20 protein-coding genes and 1 tRNA gene are annotated in these 26,017 nt (G+C 44.7%); 4 read left to right on the forward strand and 17 right to left on the reverse strand.

Features of this window, described 5'->3' with window-relative positions:
* The 7 genes from BZA03_RS07320 to BZA03_RS07350 all read right to left on the reverse strand — a co-directional run bounded on the left by BZA03_RS07320 (position 1) and on the right by BZA03_RS07350 (position 6,252).
* Entirely contained in the window at positions 1–1,779 is a 1,779-nt protein-coding gene (locus tag BZA03_RS07320; RefSeq protein ID WP_110288403.1) for a DUF1566 domain-containing protein, read from the reverse strand.
* 111 nt (positions 1,780–1,890) lie between these two features.
* Positions 1,891–2,403 carry a PAS domain-containing protein gene (locus BZA03_RS07325; RefSeq protein WP_014948470.1) on the reverse strand — a complete coding sequence of 171 codons (513 nt, stop codon included), beginning with the start codon at positions 2,401–2,403 and terminating at the stop codon, positions 1,891–1,893.
* Positions 2,403–3,398, reverse strand: a complete 996-nt coding sequence (locus BZA03_RS07330; protein ID WP_014975809.1) for a response regulator — start codon at positions 3,396–3,398, stop codon at positions 2,403–2,405. The genes BZA03_RS07325 and BZA03_RS07330 overlap by 1 nt, the downstream gene beginning before the upstream one ends.
* Positions 3,399–3,764: 366 nt before the next feature.
* Positions 3,765–4,475: an LrgB family protein gene (locus tag BZA03_RS07335; protein WP_110288404.1), complete on the reverse strand. Its 711-nt coding sequence runs from the start codon at positions 4,473–4,475 to the stop codon at positions 3,765–3,767.
* Complete coding sequence (locus BZA03_RS07340) at positions 4,472–4,873, reverse strand: CidA/LrgA family protein (protein WP_049585941.1); 402 nt, start codon at positions 4,871–4,873, stop codon at positions 4,472–4,474. The genes BZA03_RS07335 and BZA03_RS07340 overlap by 4 nt, the downstream gene beginning before the upstream one ends.
* A gap of 138 nt (positions 4,874–5,011) precedes the next feature.
* Positions 5,012–5,773 (reverse strand): LytTR family DNA-binding domain-containing protein, encoded by a 762-nt coding sequence (locus BZA03_RS07345; protein ID WP_110288405.1) that lies wholly within the window; start codon positions 5,771–5,773, stop codon positions 5,012–5,014.
* Positions 5,774–5,925: 152 nt separating this feature from the next.
* Complete coding sequence (locus BZA03_RS07350; protein ID WP_014948465.1) at positions 5,926–6,252, reverse strand: DUF3718 domain-containing protein; 327 nt, start codon at positions 6,250–6,252, stop codon at positions 5,926–5,928.
* Between the two features lie 312 nt (positions 6,253–6,564).
* Here BZA03_RS07350 and BZA03_RS07355 point away from each other — a divergent pair, with 312 nt between their 5' ends.
* A complete protein-coding gene (locus BZA03_RS07355) occupies positions 6,565–7,224 on the forward strand; it encodes a hypothetical protein (RefSeq protein WP_014975806.1) in 660 nt (219 codons plus the stop codon).
* A gap of 48 nt (positions 7,225–7,272) precedes the next feature.
* On the opposite strand, the gene BZA03_RS07360 is transcribed toward BZA03_RS07355, so the two are convergent.
* From BZA03_RS07360 to BZA03_RS07370, 3 genes are all read right to left on the reverse strand, one after another.
* Positions 7,273–7,602 (reverse strand): hypothetical protein, encoded by a 330-nt coding sequence (locus BZA03_RS07360; protein WP_014948463.1) that lies wholly within the window; start codon positions 7,600–7,602, stop codon positions 7,273–7,275.
* A 154-nt stretch (positions 7,603–7,756) separates the two neighbouring features.
* On the reverse strand, positions 7,757–8,806 hold the full coding sequence (locus BZA03_RS07365) for an MbnH family di-heme enzyme (RefSeq protein WP_110288406.1): 1,050 nt from the start codon (positions 8,804–8,806) through the stop codon (positions 7,757–7,759).
* 71 nt (positions 8,807–8,877) lie between these two features.
* Positions 8,878–9,687 carry an MbnP family copper-binding protein gene (locus tag BZA03_RS07370; RefSeq protein ID WP_014975805.1) on the reverse strand — a complete coding sequence of 270 codons (810 nt, stop codon included), beginning with the start codon at positions 9,685–9,687 and terminating at the stop codon, positions 8,878–8,880.
* Between the two features lie 83 nt (positions 9,688–9,770).
* On the opposite strand from BZA03_RS07370, the gene BZA03_RS07375 reads away from it, so the two are divergent.
* Together BZA03_RS07375 and BZA03_RS07380 are read left to right on the forward strand one after the other, a co-directional pair.
* Positions 9,771–12,524 carry a choice-of-anchor B family protein gene (locus tag BZA03_RS07375; protein ID WP_110288407.1) on the forward strand — a complete coding sequence of 918 codons (2,754 nt, stop codon included), beginning with the start codon at positions 9,771–9,773 and terminating at the stop codon, positions 12,522–12,524.
* 126 nt (positions 12,525–12,650) lie between these two features.
* Positions 12,651–12,727 (forward strand) — tRNA-Ile (locus BZA03_RS07380).
* A gap of 48 nt (positions 12,728–12,775) precedes the next feature.
* Here BZA03_RS07380 and BZA03_RS07385 read toward each other — a convergent pair.
* The 6 genes from BZA03_RS07385 to BZA03_RS07410 all read right to left on the reverse strand — a co-directional run bounded on the left by BZA03_RS07385 (position 12,776) and on the right by BZA03_RS07410 (position 23,366).
* Positions 12,776–14,464 carry an NAD-dependent malic enzyme gene (locus BZA03_RS07385; protein ID WP_110288408.1) on the reverse strand — a complete coding sequence of 563 codons (1,689 nt, stop codon included), beginning with the start codon at positions 14,462–14,464 and terminating at the stop codon, positions 12,776–12,778.
* A 47-nt stretch (positions 14,465–14,511) separates the two neighbouring features.
* Positions 14,512–15,993 carry a DASS family sodium-coupled anion symporter gene (locus BZA03_RS07390; RefSeq protein ID WP_110288559.1) on the reverse strand — a complete coding sequence of 494 codons (1,482 nt, stop codon included), beginning with the start codon at positions 15,991–15,993 and terminating at the stop codon, positions 14,512–14,514.
* Positions 15,994–16,014: 21 nt separating this feature from the next.
* A complete protein-coding gene (locus BZA03_RS07395; protein ID WP_075176054.1) occupies positions 16,015–16,917 on the reverse strand; it encodes an alpha/beta hydrolase in 903 nt (300 codons plus the stop codon).
* Between the two features lie 48 nt (positions 16,918–16,965).
* Positions 16,966–19,974 (reverse strand): TonB-dependent receptor domain-containing protein, encoded by a 3,009-nt coding sequence (locus BZA03_RS07400; RefSeq protein WP_110288409.1) that lies wholly within the window; start codon positions 19,972–19,974, stop codon positions 16,966–16,968.
* Between the two features lie 268 nt (positions 19,975–20,242).
* The gene (locus BZA03_RS07405; protein WP_110288410.1) at positions 20,243–21,589 is read right to left on the reverse strand and encodes a sigma-54 dependent transcriptional regulator; all 1,347 of its coding nucleotides are present in this window, start codon (positions 21,587–21,589) and stop codon (positions 20,243–20,245) included.
* Position 21,590: 1 nt separating this feature from the next.
* Positions 21,591–23,366 carry an ATP-binding protein gene (locus BZA03_RS07410; RefSeq protein WP_110288411.1) on the reverse strand — a complete coding sequence of 592 codons (1,776 nt, stop codon included), beginning with the start codon at positions 23,364–23,366 and terminating at the stop codon, positions 21,591–21,593.
* A gap of 249 nt (positions 23,367–23,615) precedes the next feature.
* On the opposite strand from BZA03_RS07410, the gene BZA03_RS07415 reads away from it, so the two are divergent.
* Entirely contained in the window at positions 23,616–24,194 is a 579-nt protein-coding gene (locus BZA03_RS07415) for a porin family protein (protein WP_110288412.1), read from the forward strand.
* A gap of 120 nt (positions 24,195–24,314) precedes the next feature.
* Here BZA03_RS07415 and BZA03_RS07420 read toward each other — a convergent pair whose 3' ends face one another.
* The gene (locus tag BZA03_RS07420) at positions 24,315–25,862 is read right to left on the reverse strand and encodes a polysaccharide lyase family 1 protein (protein WP_110288413.1); all 1,548 of its coding nucleotides are present in this window, start codon (positions 25,860–25,862) and stop codon (positions 24,315–24,317) included.
* Positions 25,863–26,017 lie beyond the last annotated feature (155 nt).

Consider the following 26,017-nt stretch of genomic DNA (forward strand, 5'->3'; position numbering starts at 1 on the left):
CTATCTCCCTGCTCTTACAAGACGAACACGCGCCGCTGATGACTTATTAAGAAAGTTATCGACACCTGAATCGAAATCCAATGCCCATGCATTTTGTGCATCATCACTGTTTACCCCATCAGCACTTGGCACTGAGGTCCAATACCATAGGGGCTCGGTAGAGACTGCACCGGTGTTAGGGAAGTAATCTTCATCAATGGCCACGTCGTCGGCAATGCCTAAATGCATTAACGAAAAGAGTTCATGGTGAGTAGGTAGCCGCCAGTCGTAAAAACCACACAGCCCTTGTGCGTTAACCGCCTGTACATATGCAGAGGTATTACAGCTGGTTAATAAGCACGTTGCATTCGCGCCTGTCTGGTCGCCCTCAAAACCGCCATTTACCTCTTCGCTGTACCAAGAATAGGTGTAGTCTTTATCTTGAAATGCCCCATCGTCAGTTTTAACTTCCCACACCAATCCTGTCACATTGTCACGAACGCACGACCACGTATCTGCGCTGGCGTCTTGTTCGTCGCCATTGGCATTTAAACGGGTAAAGTCGAAGCCGGCTTTACCACGCCCAGCTTTTTCAATTAAGCCATTCTGTTCAATAATATCAGCTCCGCGTTGTCCGTCTTGGCCAGGAAAATCATTTTGCTGCGCCTCTGTTAACGCATTATTGGTGGCTTGCTGCAAAAATCCCGTGTCGTTCAATAGCGGCGTCGGCATGGGGCGTATTCTAACGTTAATGATGTCTTCAACACTGTTGTTGTTAGCGTCTGTTACAGTAAGTGTATAGGCCACCACAGTCGCGGTGGATACGGAAGGGGCAATAGCAAACGTAGATAGTGCATCGTTGTCATCTACCGGGCGAGCTGCCACTCCCGTGTTTGCCCCATTGTTAGATGTAACGTTGTTACTGCGCTCCCAAGAATAAGTAAGCGGTAAAGCACTGGGAATACTGGTGCTTGCTTCACCATCCAAAATAACCACCTCACCACTGAAAACGCCTTGCGAGAAGCCTGCATCAACCACAGGCAGTGTCTCGGTTTCAGACTGCACTGAGATTGTCACTGTGTCTACGTCTGTTGCACCTTCGCTATCAGTTACTTCAAGTTGAAAAGTGAGTTCCTGAGACTCGTTAGCGATAGGCGTAGTAATTGTTAAGGTAGAAAGGTTCGTTTCCACCCCCGTAATAACGTTAGTGCCGCTGATTTGAGACCAAACATAATCGGCAATTTCGCCATCGGACGTAGATGAGTCAGTATCGCTGCTTCCCGTGCCATCAAAAATAATTTCAACGCCGCCTGGGAAAGTATTCGCTGGCAGACCTTCCCACGCAGGCACATCAATACTTGCTTCCGGCGCTATGTTTACCGGCGCAACAGTAATTACCGTGAAGTCACTAGCCGTATTACCGCTTTGATCGTTTACCGAGACGGTAAGCGTGTATTCAGTGGCGCTATTAACTAACGGCGCAACGAAGCTCGCTGCAGAAGCGCTGGTGTCTTCGTGTGTAATGGTCAGCGATGGAGACGCGCTCCAGTTGTACGTATACGTGCCATCACCACCACTCACTTGTGCACTTAGTGAATAGGTCACGCCTTCCGTTACGGTAGCGTTAGCGCCTGCATTAACAACTAAGTTGCCATTGCCAGATCCCCCACCACTAGAGTCACCATCTCCGCCTCCGCCACCACCGCAGGCTGCTAGAATGAAAGCACCACCAATAACTGCAAGCCCGCGTATTACGGTGCGAGGAAGGTAGCTTGAAAATGAAGACGAACTTGATTGCATACGTACTCCCATCGCACTCTGTGCTGCTGTTCTATGCTCAGTGCGAGTAAAAACTTGATGTAGATAGAACCGCAAGATAAACAATATACTCTCACGGGTTACACGTAGCGGTTATAAGAAGGTTTTCTTTGCTCTATCTGATTGTGAGCTTGCTTCTTGCGCTTCAGACACTGTTACTTGTAGCGCTTCTAGCTGCTTTTTACCTACCGCTACATCAGTCATGTCGTAAATCATCATACTGATAAAATCCACCTTACCCGTCGCAGAAGTAAGAGGAGAAAGTGTGATGTTTTGGTACATGAATGACTCACTACCTGTAATCGGCCGGTAGTTTGGAAACTTGAACAAATAAGGGCGTTGTTCCCATGTCATAAAGGCACGGGTTTTTAGGTCGAAAACGGGCTTAGCTTTCTTAATAAACCAGTCTTGTTTGATTGCGGGAAATAACGAAAATAACGTTTTGTCTCTTACTTCACTCGGCAAAAGCCCACTGTGACTTTCCATAAAACCGTTCCACACTTGCACTGTGAAGTTGCGGTCTAGTACGACAATGCCAACGTCTACCGTTTGTAGCATGTCCATCATCCAGTGAAATTCTTGTAACTCATCTAAATGCTGGCTCATTAAAAATCCTCCAACAAGTGGGCGAGTTTAGAATTCATCATTTTCATAGACTCTTCCGTGAACAACAAAATCAAATCACACTGAACATTGTAGCCTTCCAAGCCATAGCTAAGCTCTATCGCCAAGGTTCGCTTCCACTTTATTTGATTCATGCTAATAATTTCAGTGATAGCACGATGTTGACCAAGTACGATAGGATGGCCTTGGCTGAAGTTAATGTCCATTTGATGGGCCAGTCCTGTTAAACAGGTTCCAATCAAAATACTCGCAGCATCCATAAGCAGCTCTAACTGAAGCTGGTCGTCAACTTCGCCTTCTACATTGAGTATTTTAGCCACGTCGTCAAAGCTTGAGTCGCTCAAAATACACAACGCCTCACCACTAACACCTGGCCCTAAGAAGCCTTGGCATACCGCAGTAACTTGCTCATGGCTCTCAATATCAGAAAGCATCATGTGAAGTTCAGACACTTCAATTAAATTAACGTTGGGAATAGGCAGTTCAACAAACACGTTCATGGTGCGGGCTAAATGATCCCCCGCTTGCCCCATGGCTATGTTAGTGATTTCTTGGTAACAATCGCGAATTTCAGGGTCTAGCGGTGAAACTTCTTCCGGCTCTTCCTCTTCAACATGAAGAATGTTGAATTTATCTAGTACCTCGGCCAGCTTCTTAGGATCCACCGGCTTTCGAATAAAGTCCAAAGCGCCAAGCGATGTCACTCTTTCATGAGCTTCAGGCTGAATATCACCAGACACAACAATAACTTTGGTTTTAAGACCTTGTTTCTGAATTGCTTCTAATGTGCCGTACCCATCTAAAACGGGCATATTGAGGTCGAGCAATAGAAGATCGCCCTTTCCTTCAGCGAGAGCCGATAGAGCATCTTGACCATTCTTCGCAAAATGTACGGCCACTTCCCAATCTTGAGGAAGGCATTTAGCCACTTGCTTGCGCGCAACTAACGAGTCGTCACATACGAGTACAGAAAACATTAAGTTCTTTTACCACCTAGCTTTTGAAACCAGCTACCGCCGGTATTTTCTAGCAATTTCAATTGTATCGGCACAACTACTGTGAACTGAAGTAACGATTTGAGTTAACTTACACTTCGCAGTAACCCGGTTACTTTTTGTTTGAATAGATACCATATATATAGTGATACGAAACACCTCACTAAGAAATAGCACTTTTGGGGAATATTGCCAGCACGTTTTTACTCACAAACATCACGGCGCGTTGATTCTTTGCTACGCGTTTTTACAGCAGCTTGTGCACCTTTTAGTCAAGGCGGGTGATTGCAGGTCTGGTCAGGCTAAATCACAACTAATAGATAGAACGCCAAGTTACGAAAAAAGCTCTCAAACAAAGAAACCAAAAATGACAGGTAGTGCCAACGCAGTAAATATACCATTTACACAAAGGCCTAGAGTCGCCATCGCCGCCACGTCTTCCCCCATTTGAATAGCTTTGGCTGTACCAATTGCGTGGGCCACCGTGCCCATAGCAATACCTTGCGCCTGACGATTTTGTACATTGAGGATCGCAAACACACCAGTAGCCACAATGGCTCCAACTACACCCGTCACAATGACAAAAACGGCAGCCAATGCGGGAATGCCGCCAACCTGCGCACTCGACTCCATAGCAAGGGGCGTGGTGATTGATTTAGCTAACATGGTAATTTGTATTGCACGCGGTGCATCTAGTGCAAACAAAGTAAGCCACGCGGTGAAAGGCGCGAGTATGCCACCAAAAGCAATACTCGCCATTAACCGCCAGCCGTAGTGCTTTAGCTTTTGCCATTGTCTGTAAATGGGTAGTGCTAATGCCACAGTGATAGGCCCTAGCAACCAATGCAACAAAGAAGCCGCCTGTTGATACTCAGTAACCCCTGTTTCAGTTAAATAAAGGCCAGCTGACACAATCAGCGCGGTAACGACAATGGGATGCGCTAGCGGGTGACCTTTGCATTTTTTGTTTACCCAAAGAGCAATAATGTAGCCAATTATTGAAACGCTAAGCCACAATAACCCCGTTAAGCTAAATGCTTGATGTAGAGCCTCCTTCATTCTTGCTTTCCACCCTTGCTTGCCACATCTGAGCCGCTGCCGCTTTTGCTGTTAAACAATTGCTGCGAAAACCAAGCGGTTATCCCTAAACTTATCGAGGTCGTCACAATAATCGCGATAGCAATGGCAAGTGCATTGGACTGAATGTCAGCCCAATAAATAGATACGCCAAGTACGGCTGGAATAAACAGTAAGGACATATGCTTCAAGGGAAAAGTAACAAAGCGCGCCGTGTGAACCTCAAGCTGAGGAAAAAGAAAAAGCATCGCGAGTAAAAGGAATAAGCCCATTAATGGCCCTGGAATAGGAAGGGCACTCACACTAACGACAACTAGCCCAAGATAATAAGCAGCAAATACTAAAACTGCGCCCACTATCATGTTTCTTACATCTCGCACTATCGCTCCTTATTAGGCCTTGCAGGTCCAAGTACTTATTCCCCTAATTCAGTGAGTAAGTGTAACGATAAGCGAGTTAGACCACCAGCAGTACCATGGTCGTATAGTAGAATGTTGCACTGAAATGCGCTTTGACGTTCAGTCTGTCAGCCAAAACTGATAGTAATACTTGTGAGTAATCTTGAACGCTTCGCCACCTTGCATGACAACTCGCTGCTGATTGAGTTTTTGCTCCAGGTGCGCGATATGTTTTGCGTTGACCGCCACAGAGCGGTTACAGCGTTTAAAATTCTGCTCTCCCAAACGCTTAAGTAATTCACACAAGGTGGTGCGGACAACGTAGCTTTCTGAGAGCGTTTGAACACACATGTAGTCACCTGCAGCTTCAATCCATTTAATCTCTGCTGGATTTAAGCAACACCACCCGTTTTCAGCGCGTATCCCAACAACATTTGGCTGAGCACTTTTGTTCAGTTGCTGGCGCAATGTAGCTAGAAGCGCAGGTTCAGACACCCCATATTGTTCACAAAGCCCCTTTACCAGCATATTGAATTGAAAGTCCCGTTCATAAAAATGGTACTTGGTTTTGACATGTTCAATAGCGTTTAATACTTGGGGTTCTTCAAGTGGAGATTTAACAAATCCTGACGCGTTATGAGAAAAGGCTAACAGCGCTTCTTCGTCTTTATTTCCTACTGCAAGCCAATACCGTGATGCAAGGTTTCGACTTGACTGTGAGACTGAATAGAAACCGATGGACTGAGGATATTTCTCTGCTAACGCAAGACAATGGCCTACAGATTGCGCGCCATAAACGTGACTGAATACGTCTAGCTTTTCTAGCATTTCGCAAAGTGAGTTTTGCATAGAAACAGAGTGTAAAAAAACCAGTGCGATCATCTGCGATCCCTTGCAAGTGCAAGCAGTAATAGCTGTCAGCGTTATCTATCCCCGTCTTAATAAGTGATGGGATGTAGACAGCGAAAAGTAAAAATAAGCGAAAAAGGGGCTATAAGCTGCATAGCCCAATCGCCAGGGTAGAAAACTCTTCATTAGCGTTTTGCTGTTAATACACTAGGGCTAGCATTAATGCGACGAGCAATCAGCTGTGCGTTTTTAGATGCATTATGAGTAAGTGCAAAAGTAAGCATGTCTTGCCCGTTGCACACTAACCCTTCATGGATATATCGCATTTTAAAACCCGTCGCTTTCACAGCGCGATGCAATCGCAAACGGCTATCGCTTTTTACCGCTTCACACACTGCAATTAAGTTTTTTTCTACATGCTTGGGATACGGGGCGGCATTCGCTACTGTTGCAGTAAGCGACAAGGTTATTCCTAGTAAAGCAAGTTGGGTAACACGGCGTGACATAAACATAACAAGTTCCTCTGATAATATTCGGCAACGCGGTGACTACCTCTTTTGTCCCCGCACCATTAAATTAGTGAAACTTTGTAAAATTCACGCTATAAAAACGTTAAAGCACCGCTATTTGAGACGTTGCGACAAGTACACAAAAGCTAAGGTTTAATAATCGGTCTAAACTGTTATTAGTCGTACTTAACACACACTTTGCAACATTCTTATAAATGCATACGTTGCAAAGTGGAAAATCATAAGCAAATACTCTTGCCCGCCTAGCGGTGCAGACAATAATCTAATTTCTTAACACGTATTCAAGGAAGAGCCATGTTAGAGCAGCAACAGTACCACCTTATTAGAGAGCATATGCAGCCTGGTGACATCATCGCATTTGGTGGCAATAGCCTATTTTCTCGTTGGACCAAACTCACTACACGCTCTGCGGTAACGCATGTGGCAATAGTTATGCAAACGAAGATGCGCGATGAAGATTCTAATCGATATTTTAATCAAGTCATGGAAGCTACATCGTATAAAGGAAAGCGAGGGGTAATGACCAATAGACTAAGCGAGCGTGTAGCATCTTATGACGGTGATATTTGGTGGCTGCCCTTGTCTAGCGCGTCAAGAAGTATCTTTGAGCAAAATAAGCGAGACTTCTTTAACTTCATGTTTGAACAAGACGGGAAACCTTACGACGTGCTACAGCTATTCGGCTCAGCAGTGGACGCGATTGATGAACATCCCCTGTTCGGCAGCATAAGCTACAATCAAGAAGACTTTAATAGCTGGTTCTGTTCAGAGTTAATTGCTGAGGGGTTGGAGACTGCAGGTGTTGTAAGTGGCGTAAATGCATCGGAAGTCACGCCAGTGGACATCTGCCGGTTTAACATTTTCAAAAAGCGTTACGTACAGCTTAAAGGAAAAGGAAGGGTAATTGGAGGGTTCAATTCACTCAAGGCAGATAACTGGGGCCAGATTGCCTAACCCCATTAATTAAAAACACATCTACCCCAATATGGGGTAAGGTGAGTTTTAGAAAATACTGTCTTGGTGAATCTTAATAAACATGCTCGTCCCAATTTTAGAGTAATCGATTTTATACTCTTTCCCATTTAGGGTTTGTACGAACAATAATGTTTTTTCGTCGCCAAACACATCGCTAGTAGTTACATCTACTAGTTCCATGTCCATCATCTTGGCATCGCGCTTGTTTTCAGGCACTTTGCCTTCGTACTGCTTAATACCTTTATAAGTAACAAGAATTGGCGGATGTTCATCACCATTGATCACCAATAGATCTAATTTTCTTATTTTATGAATGATGGTATTTCGACCACTTGTAATGAAGGGTTTTTCAGTCATTCTCATCTCCGCGACCGCTCACCTGCTTTATAGTTATTAACAAAGAATGTAAGTGATTGAGTTTATCACGATGTTAACAATCAGCACATAAGCATTTGGTTGATATATGTGTGCAAAGTATAAACATAAATTACACAAAATGAGCAATAAATCGCTAATTTTTGCGTGTAGTGTGTGTTTTTACAAATTGCTCGTCGGTTAAACTGCGCAAAAATGCAACCAACGCCGCCTTTTCATCTTCAGAAACCGTAAAGCCTTTTATGAACGGACTGCGGTAAGGGTTAGGGCTTTCAGCCAGATTTCCCCCACGAGCATAAAACTCAATGACTTCATCAAGGGTGGCAATACTGCCATCATGCATGTAGGGCGCAGTAAGGGCTATATTGCGCAAAGTAGGTGCTCTAAACTTCCCCATGTCTTGTTTATTGTGAGTAACGCTGTAAAGCCCCATGTCCGATTCCGGATAACTGCCCTTCCCATCTTCATTATACAGGCCAGTGTTGTGGAAAGGCTGAGCCGCAAAAGGTTGAAAACTATGCTTAGACGATTGAGTAAAATTCAGACCTCCGTGGCAGTGAAAGCACTCAGTGCGCTCTGAAAAAAACAGATTCAAACCTTCAAGCTGCTGGGCGGTTAGTGCATCGTCATCTTGAGCGTAAGCGTAGTTATCAAAAGCACTATTAAACGACACTAAACTTCTTACGTAGCTAGCAAGCGCCTTTACAATATTGTTTAAATTGGGTGTGTCATCACCATAAGCCGCTTCAAAAAGCGCTCGATATTCGCTGCCCTCAAAGCGCTTTAATATACGCTTTTCATTTCCCGTAACGCCCATTTCCACAGGATGTTCATTAAAAAGCGGGATCATCAGCTGTTTTTCTATACTTTCTAAGTTGTTATGCGCCCAAGTGAAGGATGCATTGTAAGCCACGTTTACTAGCGCTAATGCGTTACGGTTTAGCGCGTCTCCATTCGCGCCTACTGAAACCGTCTTAGGTTCAGAGAAAGCATGCTCTGGTTCATGGCAGCTGCTGCATGAAACCGTGTTGTTAGCACTTAAGCCCTTATCAAAGAAAAGCTTCTCTCCCAAAATTACGCTTTCTTCGGTCACAGGATTGTCTGCGGGAACGGGAGGCGGTGGAATATTGTGAGGCAAATTCCAAATGTAAGGCGTGGGCGATTTACTGCACGCTCCTAAAATCATTGTAACAAGAGCGATAATTGCCGCCTTGAAAGCGAGCAGAGCTCGCCTTCTAGTGCAAATTAAAAGTGCCGCTACTGCCACTTAATCCAAGGCCTGTGCACTAAATTCTGAATAAGCTTTTTACAGGGCTCAGTTTCGGGAGACTCGAACATACAACTTGGCGCTTCGTTGATATCAACTTGCGCGACAATGTTGGACACCGATACTTCCAAATCTAAATCAGTATCGAGTTGGGTCATCGGCAGAATAAACTCCACCCGGTTTGTGAAAGCACACGATTTTTCAGGTGGCCTGACTGCTGATTCAGAATCGCAACCCACGCTACCTAAATGATAAGACCATTTGCGTGTTTCCTCTGAGCCTTTAGACACATCCAGTCGCAAAAACTTATGACCGTTTTGCCAGCTCCAAAACATTGTACTGTCATTCAATGGCGAAGGCTGTGTAAGCGGGTTAGCGTGATTATCGTCGAAGGGAAGACCCATAGTGAAGCGCAAGTTTGTGGACAGCTTTAAAAGCTCTTCCGATACATCTAATACAATTTTGCTATTGGCATCATCAGGGTTGTTGCACTTATTGTGAAACTTTAGCAATGCTATATTCGGCGTCTGCCATTGGGTTTGTTTAAACTTAACCCGCTGCCACTTCCCATCAATGCGCACTTCTGGCTTGCTAAGGTAAAAACCGAAGTAGTCTATATTCCATCGCTGTTGTCCAATACTCATGATCATTGGACATGCCCCCGTATCGACTCCCACCAACTTAAACGGGATTTCACCAGGCTCTCTTCCTTTGAGGTTAATGGCATCACAGCCGGTTAACGACACTAGCGCCGCAAAGAGTAACGAAGGCATGACACTCATGCGAAAAGGCATTTTCATTTACGTATGTACTTCCTTTGGATATCTGGTAGTTTTTTATACAAACTACCTTTTTCTAATTACACACTTGCGCGGACGACAAGATGAATGCATTCCCATTAACGCTAATAGTGCTGCTTTTAGCATTTGTGAGTCAAGGTGCACAAGCACACACAGACCATGACAAAGCACGTTTTGTTGCCGAGGACGGCGTGGACGCGGGCAAGTGTGACAACCGTTTCAGGCCCTGTAAAACGTTGAGCTATGCCGCGCGACAGGCCAATAAAGGCGACAAAATTCTCGTTGCTGAAGGCCAATATTATTTCGACAACGCTCAGCATGCACAAGTTCTAAACGACAGTCTTTTACCCGTATTAGGAGGCTTTTCTCGTGAAGATCATTACCAGGCACAGAAGCCTGCCTTGCACAAAACTACACTAGGTAATGTGCCTACCTATTTATCAGAAGCCCTTTATGAAAAAGGGTTCGACAGTATAACTGACGGAAAAGCCGCGTCTTCCCTTCAAGCACAAGCATCTTCGCACATGGTCCTTAGTACCGAAGTCAGTGCAAATGAAGCTTGCACAGATGGAACGGCTGCCGACTTCCCATGCAGCAATATCGATCTACTCTCTAACGTACCTGTTAACGTATTGTCGTCGGTATCAAATAGTACCAACGATATTTGGGGGCACGTCGATTTAAACAACCGTAGAGAATATGCCATTGTTGGCATGCAGGCCAGCATTGCCGTCGTAGATGTAACCGAGCCAACAGCACCGGTAGTAGTAGGTGAAATTACCGGTCAAAGTACGACATGGCGCGACATTAAGGTCTATCAGTATTTCGATAGCGCTGCGGGGCGTTTTAAAGCGTATGCCTATGCCAGTGCCGATAGCGTAACCGAAGGTTTTACCATCATTGACCTTAACGACCTCCCTAATGGTATTAGCTTAACGAAGCGGATTAACGACGATAACCGTGCACACAATATCTACATCTCTAACGTAGATTACACGCTAAACACACCGCTAAATGACGCTGCGCCTCAGCTACATTTGGTTGGCCAGGATAGTAACGGCGGAGCCTTTCGTTCATATACGCTAACCTCACCTCAAACACCAACCGCGTCTTACATACCTAGCGGTCTCACACGTGCCGACTATACGCATGATGCGTCATCTATGCGCGTTACCGACGCAAGAGCGCAAACTGACTGTGTGAATGCTACGGCTGATGGATGTACGGTTATGCTTGACTTCAATGAAGATGCAATGCGCCTTTGGGATCACACGAACACAAATAGTACCTCTGAACTAAGTAGTATTAGTTATAACGAGGTTGCCTACACCCATAGCGGTTGGTTTAGTGAAGACAAGCAATATGCCTTTGTTCACGATGAGTTGGACGAGCGAAACTTCAGCTTAAATACCCGGGTTATGATTTTTGATATTTCATCACTCACAACACCTGTGCTTGCCAGCATTTGGACCAGTGACAACGGCACTATCGATCACAACGGCTACGTAAGAGGCAACCGCTACTATATGTCTAACTATGAGCGTGGCTTAACGGTACTAGACATTTCAGATCCTACCGCGCCTGTAGAAGCTGGCTTTTTCGACACCTACCCTGCTTTTAACAGCACCAACTTTAATGGTGCGTGGGGCGTATACCCGTTTCTACCTAGCGGTAATATTTTGGTTAGTGATATTCAGCGCGGTTTGTTTGTATTAAAAGATAATACGTTAAGCGCAACAACAGTTGCGGCCTTCTCTCAGGCTAATTATGAAACGGATGCTGATACAACCTTAAGCCTTCCTGTTAATAAGACAGGTACCGGGGCTATGACAGTTGCGTATGAAGTAATAGTGGGTTCAGCCACCAGCAGCGATGTAATGTTAGCGTCTGGAGAACTCAGTTGGGGTGCGGATGAATCACAGGCTAAAAATATTACGTTAAGCGTAAGTGCTAATGAAGATAACGAAAGCAATGAGGTATTTTTCGTCAGACTATTTAACCCGCAAGGAGGAGGTATCGCCTCTGGTAGCGGCTATGCTCAAGTCACGATTAACGGTGCTGCCCAACAAGGAAAAATTGAATTAAGCGCTGGCGAACGCGCTGTTTTAGAGACCGACTCTGAATTTGCGTTAAACATTGTTCGCCAAGGCGGAAGTGAAGGCGAAGTAAGTGTGAACTATTCACTGGAAAGCGGTACAGCAGTGAGCGATGAAGACTTTGTCAGTCAAAGCGGCACGCTAACTTGGAGCGACGGCGATACCAGTTCGAAGACTGTAAATATAGCGCTTATTAACGATACTACCGAAGAAGACAACGAACGATTTCGTTTAGTACTTGCTGCACAAGACACAAATCTTCTAGGTGGTGTGGTAGAAACGCTGATTACGATAAAAGACGATGAGAGCAATCAAGCCCCTGTGGTAAACGCAGGAACAGATGTTGAAACCGATGTAAGAGCCAGCGTTGAATTAACGGGAAGCGCCCAAGACCCCGAAGGCGCATTAACAAGCGTAGAATGGACGCAAACCGCCGGCGACACGGTTACCATCAGAAATGCAGAAACATTAACCATGTCTTTTACCGCCCCATCATCTCAAAGCAATTTAACCTTTTCGTTAACTGCAACCGATGAGTTTGGAGTTAGCACCAGCGACACCGTTACTGTTACCGTAAACGAAAGTGTAGTGAGCTTGCCAACGGATACTAATTCAAATAGCTCTGGTGGAGGCGGTTCTACGACTCTGTTTAGCATGTTAGGCTTGGCATTAGCTCTTGGGTGGCGACGTGTAAAATTGCCAAACAAGGCACATAAACTACAGCTTAGTGAACAAAAATAAAGCAAACAAATCACAAAGCCACCAGCGAGGCGTGACAAGGCAAATAAAACTGCTTATACTTGCGCTCGCCTGTGGTTGTTATGCATAGCAATTTGCAATAAAAAACTGCACAGCACATCTCAAAATGGCCCCATAGCTCAGTTGGTTAGAGCATCCGACTCATAATCGGCAGGTCCCCTGTTCAAGTCAGGGTGGGGCCACCATTTTTTACCTCGCTGCACCCACCACAAAGAATTAAGGCCAAACTCAGTTTAGTTTGCTACCCGCTGATAATCTCGATAATCGGGGAGCCATTGCGTCTTTTGAATACTCAAATTAATTTCTTCGTCCGTTCTTGGTAGTGCAACGCCATCTATCACAGCCTGCTTTGCTACTTCGAAAGCAATTTTCAATGACAGTTGCTTGATACTACTTAAAGGCGGTAATAGAGCGCCTACACCATTCACAGCAAGAGGAGATTCAGCTGCTAGTGCTTTGCTCGCTGCCATCAACATATTGTCTGTAACCTTTTTGGCACCACAACTTACTACAGCTAGTCCAATACCGGGGAAGATATAGCTGTTATTGCATTGGCTAATTGGAAACGAATTACCATTAATTTCTACATCCTCAAACGGACTTCCCGTTGCTACAATTGCTTCGCCATTGGTATATCGCAAAATATCTTCGGGTAAGGCTTCAACACAGCGCGAAGGATTACTTAATGGCATTATAATTGGCTTATAAACATTCGCGGCCATCGCGCCTATCACCGCTTCACTAAATAAACCATTACATCCCGACACACCAAGTAGCATGGTAGGCTTAATGTTGTGTATTACGTCTAACAAGCTAGATTGCGTGAGCTTGTCCCATTCGGGAAACAAGCTTGTATCATGAGCGAAACGCTGCTGAAAAGGTAACAGTGCTTTTGACTTCGTGGTAAGTAGGCCATCCCTATCCACCACAAATACGTTCTGACGGGCTTCTTTCTCACTCACCCCTTCGGCCACAGCACAGCGCACCCAATGCTCTGCTATGCCGCACCCAGCAGAACCGCCACCGGCTATTACCAATCTTTGTGAAGACGGCGAAACCTGTTTGGCTTTACACGCAGCCAACATAGTTGCTACCGCAACAGCTGCAGTGCCCTGAATATCATCGTTGAAACAACAGTACTTATCGCGGTAACGCGATAGCAATGGTGTGGCGTTGTGTTGCGCAAAATCTTCGAATTGAATAAGTGCATTAGGCCATCGGCGGCTGACTGCTTGCATGAACTTATCCAAAAATTTGTCGTATTCACTTTGCGAAATTCTAGGGTGACGGCACCCCATATACATAGGGTCTTCCAGCAATGCTGCGTTGTTTGTACCCACATCCAATGTGATAGGTAATGTATTGGCAGGGCTAACGCCACCACAAACGGTATACAGCGACAGTTTTCCAATTGGAATGCCCATACCACCAACACCTTGATCGCCTAAGCCAAGGATCCGCTCTCCGTCGGTCACCACTATCACTTTAATGTTGCGCTTGGTGGCGTTGTGCAAAATGGCGTCAATTCGGTCTTGTTGATGATGAGCGATAAATAGGCCGCGGGCGCTGCGATAAATATCAGAGAATTTCTCACACGCCTCTCCTACCGTTGGCGTGTAGATAATAGGCATCATCTCCTCAAGATGTTCGCTGATTAAACGGTAAAACAAGGTTTCATTTTTATCTTGAATGTCACGTAAGAAAATGTGCTTACTCATTGCAGTGGAGCAATCCTGATACTGCAAATAAGCGCGTTCCCTTTGCTGTTCTATCGTTTCGTAACGAGGAGGTAGTAAGCCGTCTAAATTAAATTCAATTCTCTCTCTTTCACTAAACGCACTGCTTTTATTTAGCAAGGGCATATCTAGAAGCTTAGGGCCAGCGTGAGATAAATATAGGGGTTTATTGTTTTGATAAGTCATAGTGGTACTTGCCGATGCCCAGAGAATGACTGGGCATCTTAAGAAAATTAAAAGATAAGAGGCGCTAGCCAAACAGCAATAGCACTGACTAAAAGGATGCTGACAATGTTCAGCACGAAACCTGCCCGTGCCATCTGGGATATGCTGATATAACCCGACGAGAACACAATGGCATTTGGTGGTGTTGCCACAGGCAACATAAATGCGCAGCTTGCTGCAAGGGTTACAGGCAATATTAATGACATTGGTTCGAAGCCCATTTCGATAGCAATTACTGCAACTACCGGCAAGAAAGTGGCTGCCGTTGCCAAATTACTTGTTAGCTCTGTAAGGAAAATCACCAGTGTTGTTGCGGCTAGCACTAACAGGAGCAGACCAAAGACATTTATGTTTACAAGCCCCTCGCCAAGCCACTGTGCCAACCCGGTATTCGACACTGCTGCGGCTAAACTCAATCCGCCACCGAATAACACCAGAATTCCCCAAGGAATATCTTTCATGTCATCCCAAGCAAGTAATGCAGGCCGATTTTCACTTTTTTCTCTGCCATTAGGTATAACAAAAAGTAGTACCGCAGCAGTCATTGCAATACCAGCATCAGAAAGGCCATCAAGGGAAAACCACTTCGCAAGGAATGGCCGCGTCATCCACGCAAAGGCAACACATAAAAAGAGAACACCGACTCTCCACTCTTCTTTGCGAATAGGGCCAAGTGCTTTTCGTTGAGCCGCTAGCTTAGACTGTGCACTATCTGGCGTCTTAAAGTTAACCGGGTATACCCACCTTGTCAGCGAGATCCACGCTAAGGGAAGTAAAACCACGCTAAGTGGGATCCCAATCAGCATCCATTTTGCGAAATCTAACTGTACGTTATACGTGTCGTTCATAAAGCCGACTAAGAACGCATTTGGCGGTGTACCTACTAAGGTCGACATACCACCAATGGTTGCGGCATAAGCGATGCCAAGCAGCAAAGATAGCTGAAAGTTCTTTCTCTCGCTTTCTGTGAAGTTTAAATCCTCGCTTTCCATTGTCGATAAAATCGATAACGCAATAGGAAGTAACATCATGGTAGTAGACGTGTTCGTCATCCACATACTCAATATGGCACTTACCAGCATAAACCCTAAAACAATAGAGCGAGCTGAACTGCTTACGTAACTCAATATGAAATACGCAATGCGTTTATGAAGATTCGCCTTCTGAAGTGCCAAAGCAAGCATAAACCCACCTAGAAAAAGGTAGATAGTGGGGTTGGCATAAGGTGCCGAGGCCGCTTTTATATCTAAAATACCTAGCTGAGGAAATAACACAAAAGGCAATAACGCTGTGACCGAAACATGTACCGCTTCGCACGACCACCAAAGCGCCATCCAAACACCTACAGCAGCTGTCGACCATGCTATTGGGCTTAACCCTTCGGGAGCAGGCAATAGATTCATCACGAGAAAAGCTAATGGCCCTAGAATTGTACCTACCCTTCTATAAAGGTTTCCTTTAGGTTCATCACTCGTTGTCGAAGAAGACATTGATAACGAATTAGTTTCCACCTACTTCTCCTCATTTCCTTTATTGAATTCAGGAAACAGGTATTTGAATGCGTAAGGCACAATCTTCGTACTACTGTGACCAACACCTCGCACAACCTCGAGTTGCCAATGTGGAGAGACGTCTCTTTCCACTGCAACATTCATTGCATGAGCGTAGAATGACAGTCCTCTTGAGAACACGTTTCGTCCTTGCTGATTTGCTTTGTTGCTATTGCTAATGGCTTTGGTTCGAGGCCCCATGTCTTGGTCACCTAACATAAACACTAGCGGTCGTGTTAACCAATCATCAATTCGCGACTCATTGTATGGGCTATTTAACAAACCAAATGGGTAGTCTTGCTGAGTATCTGGGAAGGTGAAAAATGCGGCATTGGCAGCAACCGCTTGAGATACTGGTGCGTCAGGCTTAGCTAACATGTAAGTGTGAACAAATCCGCCTCCAGCAGAGTGACCATACAAAGCGAACTCACGCTGCTCAGACCCAAAGCGCGCAACAAAATCATTAAAGACTTTTTCAGGCACATTATAGAACTGAACCGATTCCGGACGCTTGGCCCCTAATGGCGTGGTAATGCCACCTAAATTGTATTGATATTCATCTTCACACACTGCTAGGCTGCACCCAATCGCAAGCACAATGAAGTTGTGCTTTTTCGCCAAACCTAGCCACTGGTCTCGATAATCATCGGCATTGCGACGAGCTCCGGGTACAACCAGCAGTATCTTTGTTTGTGCGTCTGCGTTTTGGGGAACAATATAGTGTACATCTATTTTGCCCCCTGCCCACTTGTTAAAGCTGTAATGACCAACATCTTTTTCTTGCCAAGGTTGTGTGCTAGCACACGCTGCCTGCAGTAGCGCAACCGAGCAAAGCCAAAAAGTAAAAACTATTTTTCTAAACATAATAACCGTCTTAAGAAATGGCGGCGGTGTGCCGCCAAGTTAGCAGGATCAGAAGCTTGCGCTTACGTCCATGTAAAAATAACGACCGTAGTCACGATGTGCGTCATTGAAGAATCCGAAGCTTTCCGCAGCTAATGGCGCGCGTTTATCTGTAAGGTTCTTCACCCCAAGACGGAAGCGTGTATCAACTTCTTGTATTTGGGTTTTATAGTCGAACGTTGCGTCAAACGTAGTCATTGCTGGGATCACAAATCGCGTTCCGTCATCTAAGGTCAACTCACTTTGATAGAAACTGCCGATACGATAGCCAGATAGCGAAGCGCCGAATACTTCACCTCGCCACATTAAGCGTAAGCTGTGTTTATCTTCCTGATTGCCATTACGACCAACTAAATCAGCAAAGCCATCGACAGGGAAACTTGCTGGAAGCAAACCACTCTCACTAGCTTCAACTAATTGGGTAGCTAGGCCGCCAGCTTCCTGCTCAAACTTCTCAAGGAACGATCCGTTATAATCGATTTTAAATCGGCCATAGTCAGTTTTAATGTTGTAGTAAATTCCTACGTCGTAACCACTAACCGTACGCTTATCTAAGTTTGCATAACGGTCGTCTATGTAGTTAATCTGACCCGCTGGGCAAATGCCAGCAGCCGTATAATACGCGGCTTCATCAGGTTCTATTTCTCCGCGATTTACGCTGGCGTTAAAGGTTGCGGCATCACAATTACCGTTGCCCTGCTCTAGGCGATATAGCAAATCAAGCAAGGAGTGGTTTTCTTCACCAAACAAACCAATCGTGTTTTCTTTCTCAATAGACCAGTAATCAAAGGTAATTGCTAAGCCGTCTAGGGGCTCAACTACAATTCCAACCGATATATTGTCAGACTCTTCTGGCTCTAGTTCCTGGCTACCTTGCGCAATACGTTGCAGAGAATAAGAGCAATCCAATGTGTCCTGATTAGGATCGCCTCCATTTTCTGCGGCGTATAAACAAGCGTAGTCAGTACGCGTTTGAGTACGCGCAACAATTTCTTCATTGATAGTAACTAGATTCGGCGCTCTGAACGCCTGAGACCACGAGCCTCTTAAAAGCACAGGTTCAAATGGACGGTAACCGAAGGCCACTTTACCCACCGTTGTGTCACCTACGTCAGAAAAGTCTTCGTAACGGGCAGCTAACTGAATATCAAAGTTATCAAACACGGGGATCTGCAGTTCGGCAAAAGCAGAAGCTACCGCTCGGTGCCCTGAATTGTCCGGTGTTGGACTAGAGTTCACCACATCAGATACAAAGGGGTAGGTGTCACCGTCTGCGTCGATAAACTGAATAGTGCCATCAAGGCGAGGGTCACGGTCATCTTTAAATGATTCGTGACGGTATTCAAGCCCCGCAACGAACCCTACGTACCCTGCTGGTAACTCATAAATTCCTGGGTTAGAAAACTTAATATCAAAGGTTTTAAGCTCAGACTCACTCTTTCGATAAACATCGATGAGAGCGCGTTCAATATTAGAGTCTACACCTGCAGAAAACGGGTTATAAGCTGCTTCTGTGGTGTCGTTTAGCGCTTCCTGCATTAAGGTATTAGATACACGGTTATGAGTTACGTCATCTTTAGTGTCTTTTGACCAAGACACCGCAGTTTCCCAGTCCCATTCACCCCAATATCCTCTTAACCCTTGCAGGAGTCGGAAAGTTTCGCCCGTATTCTCTACAATTCTTGGGTACTCAGCGAAGCGATAGTTATCTATCGTCAATGCCGCGCCATCACAAGAAACGCCAGCGGCAACTGCCGCATCGTCTAAGCGATTGGGCGATCCACATGGACCAAACGGATTATAGTAATTGTCGGCGGCAACAATAAGTTTTGATGACGAAAATGATGCGGTAGGATGTCTTCGCAAATTTGTATTTGAGCGATAGCCCAAAAACTCTGAAAAGGCCTCCCACCCATTTTCAAATGTGTGGTTTAAATTGATGAAAATATTTGTGCGATCGAGCTTGGATGTAAGGTCGCGGTCTTGATTCATATTAAAGCGCACAGTACCTTGTCCATCTGGCGCAGCACATAAGCCGTTACCTAATTCCCACGCACATCTCTCATCTCCGCTAGGGTAGGTTTCAAACTCACCACTCCCATCAACATAACCTTCCGTTCGCAATGGATTACTTGACGTAACTCTATCGACAAAATCGAACTGACCGTATAAAGAGTTGGCACTTGTTGAATCAAATTCAGGATGTCCATACCAAGGGGAATCCTCGGGCAATCGATCGGTCAGATCGGCATTCGTCCATCGTGGATCATCCTGAGAGTTTACCCTGTCGCGTTGGTAATAGTTTGCGATGACGCCAATATTGGTTTTACCACCATTGAAGGTTTTCCCCCAGTGCATGGATAGTGTCTGATCGTTTCGAGGTAAGTGCTCATATTCCTGCCACTTAACTCGCACATCAAAGCCTTCAAAGTTTGTCGGCGTTACCGTATTAACCACACCTGCAACGGCGTCTGCACCGTAGATTGCAGATGCTCCATCACGCAAAACTTCTACGCGCTTTGCGCCATAAACAGGGATTAACTGTGAGTTGACCGAACTTACTGGAACGAAACTTCCCCCCACTTCTTCAGTCTGATATGACGCTGAATTTACCATTCGACGGCCATTAATTAGTACTAGGGTGTTTCCTGTACCAATATTTCTTAAATTGAACGCGCCAACGTCACCGCGGGCAGCATTTACGCCACCACTAATGTTGCCTGCTTCATTGAAGAAATTCTGCCCATTTTCTGGAATAAGCTGTAACAGGTCATCACCAGAGTCGACGCCCATAACTTCTATGTCTTCAGCATCAAGTTGCGATACTGCTAGGGCTTCACTAATTTCAGCACCTTTAATTTGTGAGCCGACTACGGCTATTTTTTCGATTTGACTTTCGTCTTTGGGCTCGGTTTGAGCATGGGCGTAGGGTGAAAGAGATGTGGCTAATGCCACCATGCATACAGGCGAAAGTAGGCGTCGCCGCGTACGGATCACTTGGGTAATTTTATTAATCATTGTTTTACCTTAAAAGTGTTGAATGTGTCCTCAGCACAAATGATACACAATTGTTAAAAGACATAATTGCGCAACATTTGTTACATCGATTCAACATAAGGCAAGGACCTTGCCACACTTACAAAGATAATAAAATCACATATATTTCAAAAGGATAATAAAGCTCATTATTGAGATCCACGCAATTCCAGGCTTAAAGGGGTGGAATGCCACACGTGAAAAATTTGTAAACGGGTGGAAATCCACCCGTTTAAAATCAAGGTGAGGACTAAGAAAGTTTAAAGTCGTCTTTAACAAGACCGTACTTTCTCATTTTGTCGTACAGTGTCTTACGAGGTAAGCCTAACTCCTGCTGAACTTCAACCAACCTCCCGTCGTGCTCACGCAGTGTCGCCTCTAATACGCCTTTTTCATACTGTGCGACCTTGTCTGCCAAGGTTAATGCGTCACTGCTATCCTCACTATTTGGCTCGTCAAAAATTGTTTGCCCCCCCATAAGAACAAAACGTTCAGCCGCATTGCGCAACTCTCTAATATTACCGGGCCAGTTATGTTGCTGAAGCCTTGAAAGCTGGTCATTTGTGAGACGAGGCGCATCAGTGTTAAAACGAGAACTCGCCAGTGCGGCATAGTGTTGGAATAAAAGAGAAATATCCTCTTTGCGTTCACGCAAGGGCGGAATTTCAACATTAATCACATTTAGTCGATAGAAAAGATCCTCTCTGAACTCCCCCTTATCGACCAATTCAAGTAAGTCAATTTTCGCTGCGGCGATAACTCGAATATCTAAGTCTACGCTGCGGTTGCTACCAAGTGGCTCTATAACGCGATCTTCCAAAACACGCAGCAACTTAATCTGTAAAGCCATTGGCATGCTTTCAATTTCGTCCAGAAAGAACGTTCCGCCGTTTGCGTGTTCTATTTTTCCAATACGTTTCTTTTGTGCACTTGTGAATGCGCCAGCTTCAAAACCAAACAGTTCGCTTTCAATCATGGTCTCTGGGATAGCGCCGCAGTTTATCGCAACAAAATTCTCATTTCTTCGATGGCTGTTGTAGTGAAGAAATCTTGCAACCAAGTCTTTACCAGAGCCCGTTTCTCCTCGAATAAGTACGTCGGCGGGTATATCTTTTATTTGCATCAACAACCGTCGTAACGCTTTAATTTTATGAGTATTCCCTAGCAGACGAGGCCCGGCACCGGTTTGTGCATCAAGTTCATCTTTCAGTGCACGGTTTTCTAAAACCAAAGCTCGCTTTTCTCCCGCTCGCTTTAGCACATCTAAAATATATTCGTTGGAAAAGGGCTTTTCGATAAAATCATAAGCGCCCAATCGCATAGATTCCACCGCCGTGGAAATATCACCATGCCCCGTTAGCATCACCACCGTAAATTCAGCGTCAATCGACAGCGCATTCTTTAGAAAAGTGACTCCATCCATGTTGGGCATATTGATATCTGACAAAATAACACCGGGCCAATCCCTATCAAGTTTGATTAGTGCATCGGCAGCGTTATCAAATACCTCTACTTCGTACCCCTCTATTACAAGAAGCTGCTTTAAGGCATTCAATATAGTGGGTTCATCATCAATAATATAAATTGGAATGCTCATGCTACAAACTCTTGGCTATTGGAATTGTGAGTGTGAATATTGCGCCACCGTCTGGGTGGTTGTCGGCTGATATAGTACCGCTAAAAGTTGACATTATACGCTGAGAAATAGTTAGACCTAATCCTAACCCTTTGCTTTTAGTGGTATAAAAGGGCTCAAATACAGTTTGAAGCTGCGCTTCAGATAATCCGCTTCCGTAATCCCTCACTGTGATAAAAGCGTATTCAAGGTCGTTGTTTACAGCAATATCTACTTTTGCCGTTTCTGCGTATTCTTGGCTTTGAAGAGCGTTGTTCAACAAATTAACCAGCACTTGTTCTAACGGAACAGCTTCCGCTAAGACAGAAACATCCTGGTCTTGGAATTGCACCAATATTTCCGCTCCCATTTTGCTGATTTTACTTTCTAAAATGGATAAGGACGCAGAAATGGTATCGGCGACAATCACAGGCCCAATTTTGCCCGCTGACTTTCGCGCAAAAAGCTTATACTGAGCAACCATTGTTGCCATTTTCTGCACCAGCTTAATTATTTCGTCAGTAGTCTGCGCGATACCTTCCGTCTTATTTCTAACAATCATTAGCTTTAATGTTTCACTGTACGTAAGCAAAGCTGTAAGTGGTTGGTTAAGCTCATGATTAATGCTTGCCGACATTTCGCCCAGCAAAGCCAGCTTTCCTGCTTGAATCAGCTCATTTTGTGTTTGCTTTAACCTAGACTCGGTCTGTTTTTGGATATCTATGGTTTCAAGCAATGTGCTATTAATATCTTGAAGCTGGGCAGTCCTTTGCTCTACACGGTGTTCTAATTGCTCATTCGCTGAAGCGAGCTGTCGTTGAGCAATGTTGTTTCTTCGCCAAATCATGCTGAGCAATGCTATTAAGACGAAAAGAACTAGAGCACCAAAACATATCGCCCCAACAAGCTTATAGGCTTTTGTAATTGGAGTAAGAACAATCAGGTGCCAACCTACTTGCGGTAATGTTTTTGCTGCCAATAAATAAGTGCGAGGTTTTTCTTTATAACTAAGCACTAATGTCTCTGAACTTAAAACCTGATGTAAGCTCGAAAAGTCAGTTAGTTGTGCTAATGATCCAGTGCCGTATTGTCTCTGGCGTTTTATTTCAGCTTTGACTTCGCTAGGCAATTCAACAAGCGAAGTATAATTCCAGTCGGAGTGTGAACTATAGAAAACCGCACCATGATCATCGGTTACCATGAAGGGGGAGTCGTTATCGGCGCTATACTCTTCAATAACAGATAGCGCAACTTTTACAACCAATACCCCTATAATTTTTTCGCCATCCCTGACCGGAAAGGAAAAGTAGTATCCTCGTTTGCGAGAAACAGTACCCAGCGCAAAGTAACTACCTTCACTTCCATTCATTGCCTGCTGAAAGTAAGGCCTAAACCCGTAGTTACTATTTACGAAACTGTCTTCTTGCTGCCAATTGCTTGAAGCAAGGGTCACTCCGTCGCGAGACATCAGGTATACAGCATCGCTTGAAATCGATTCGTTGTAGGTACTCAACAAGCGGTTAACTTTGAGGACATTTTCGTTTGTCGGGGCTTGAAGTATTTCCTCAATTGCAGGATGAATGACGAGTACGCGAGGTAATGTACGATATTTATCGAGCTGAATTTCTAAACGGCTAGCTACATCTTGAATATTATTTTCAGCTTCAACTTTTAGCTTTTCTACAACGTGGTTGTAAGACAATCCCCCCACCGCGAATAGATAGATAAAGCAAAGTAATGCTGTAACGATACGGTACACACGCCCCCCAAACCAGGCCAACTTCGGCACTTCAACAACTCAATAACAAAAAGCTGACAATTGTTTAATGCAAAGCAATATAACTGAACTAACAACAATTTTATATGCTGAAATGGCATGACCCGGATAATGAAAAATTCACCTAGTCGAAAATCACGACAATGCATTTGATTTCTAAAATCCATCCCCATAATGATGAGGCTCCCGAAGTGGTTGGGGGTAATTATTGTTAAAAGGATATTAGAAACAATGAAACGTACTTTTCTCGCCAGTATCTTTGGCGCGCTTTCTTTAAATGCTTTCGCAGCTTCGCCTTCATATGACTTCGTTAAAGCTGGATACGTACAAGCAGATATTGAAGACGCAGGCGACTTCGAGCCAACCGGTTTTCAAATTCAAGGCTTCAAATCACTTAACGAAAATGTATACCTGACAGGTCGTTATGGTCAGTTAAGTGAAGACGAATATGGTGTTGACGGTGAACTTGACTATATCTCTGCAGGGGTTGGTTACCGCTATGGTTTAACTACAACAACCGACTTTTTTGGTGAGTTGACGTATGAGTATGTGGATGTTGACCTAGACTCAAGCTTCGCTTCTGCTGAAGCTGACGACAATGGCTATGGCATTACTGCCGGTATTCGTTCAATGCTGTCAGAGCAATTTGAGCTTCGCGGTGCTATCCGCTATATCGACATTGAAGATGACGAAACAGCTTTTGAAATTGGCGCAGACTATTTCTTTACACCACAATTCTCTTTCGGCGCAACTTACGTTATAGCTGATGATGTTGACCTACTAGGCGTATCTGCACGTTACACCTTCTAACACCTTTGATGGGTTAACGTACTCACAACAAAGCCACGTTACACAACGTGGCTTTTTTATTGAGTTAAATAAACTCTCACCGAGAGTCACCTAAAAAGGTTCAGAACAAGCGCAACCGACTTAATCTAAATACACCTCAAACTCTGCAATTTGTGGTCGTTGTGTTGCAGAATCGATGACAAAGTTGATTTTATCTAAATTGGTATTTGAAAACGAAATCGTACTTGGAATTGAGTTTCCTGATGCCAATACGCTGCCTGTGTCATTGTTCACAAGTTGCCATGAAGTTACCGCACCTTGAGTAGAAGAGGTCTCAATTACCCGTACAGTATTTACTGTCGTATTCAAGCGTTTGATGCTAATTCTTCCCGTCGTTCCGCTCGGAGACCAGTAAGTAGATACATCCCCATCCCTTACGTTCCCGTAACTTGTTCCACTGTACTTAGAGCTACCGTCAGATTGTGCATTTAACGCTAAGTTGGTGCCGCTTGGCGGGTTACCTCCTGAGTTATCATCGCCGCCACCATTATCACCTCCTCCTGTGTCGCCACCTCCTGTATCACCACCTCCGGTATCGCCACCGCCACCAGTTGAACCGCAGCTACCGTCTGATACTGCAAGATTCTTGTTGGCACCAGCGGTGTCCTCAAGAATATCTCGTATACAAGATGCCCCATCTAGCGAGTAACTATAGGGGATAGATATTGATGCTGTAGATTGAACGTTTGGCCCTGCAGGTTCATAGTCACTGTCTGAGTCGCTCCACGTTACGCCACTTCCGAAAGTGTTTCCCGCAACCTGCCAATAACCGTCAGTTGTTGTATAAAATGTACCCAGTGGATCTTTACTATTTTCGAAATAGTTGTTTTCTACTTTGACTTCGGCTCCTGCGCGGGAATTAATCCCTGAAGAGCGAACGCCGTCATAGTAGTTATTGTAAATGTGAGCTGTTGCCCCCCTTACAAGGGGAACGCGCGAGTTCAAATTGTCAAAGATATTGTGGTGATAGGTGATCGGACCGTTATTGACTTGTGATTCGCTTGAACCTACCAAACCACCTCGATCTGAGTTACGTAAAATGCTGTAAGATAAGGTGACGTATTTCGAGTTATCCTTTACATCGAACAAGCCGTCATAACCATCACTTTCACCACCACTAGCTTCTAAGGTTACGTGGTCAACCCATACGTTGCGAACGTCTTTTTCTATCCCTATCGCGTCTCCGCCATTTGACGTGGGTGAGCCCGATTTTTTGACGTTTTTAACATGAACGTTTCTTATAATGATGTTTTGGGAATTCCTTATGTGTATACCTAGCTGGTCAAATGTAGCGCCACCGCCTACACCAATAAGTGTCACATTCGCGATGTCTTTTAACTCAATTTTGTCTTCTGCGGTATTACAGCTGTCTCCAGACACTTTTTCAGTATTACCATGATTGATTGTACCCGAGACTTGAATAATGATTGGCGTTTCTGAGGTGTTTCTATTACACAATGCTTCGTGAATTTGTTTACCCGTAGAAGCTTGTACTACTTGTCCACCTTGACCGCCTGTCGTGCCTCCGTTCTGTGTGTGAAAACCTGAAGCAACTGCAGACGTAGAGACGGCAAAGGCAATTGATGATGCAATTATCGTCGATTGAAATATAGGTAAGTTCTTTTTCATTTTTTGTCCTTAGATTAATAATTAGAAGGGCGTACTGCTTCAATTACTCAACAAGACAACATCAATTAGTTCTTCTTTACACGCGAACTAAAGAAACTCAATTACCGCCCATTTGCCACCGGTAGCAAAAAGATAGTAGCAGGCAAAAGAAAATA

Origin of the sequence: Alteromonas sp. I10, from assembly GCF_003201515.1 — a bacterium.
In the GTDB taxonomy this organism is placed as follows: Bacteria; Pseudomonadota; Gammaproteobacteria; order Enterobacterales; family Alteromonadaceae; genus Alteromonas; species Alteromonas macleodii.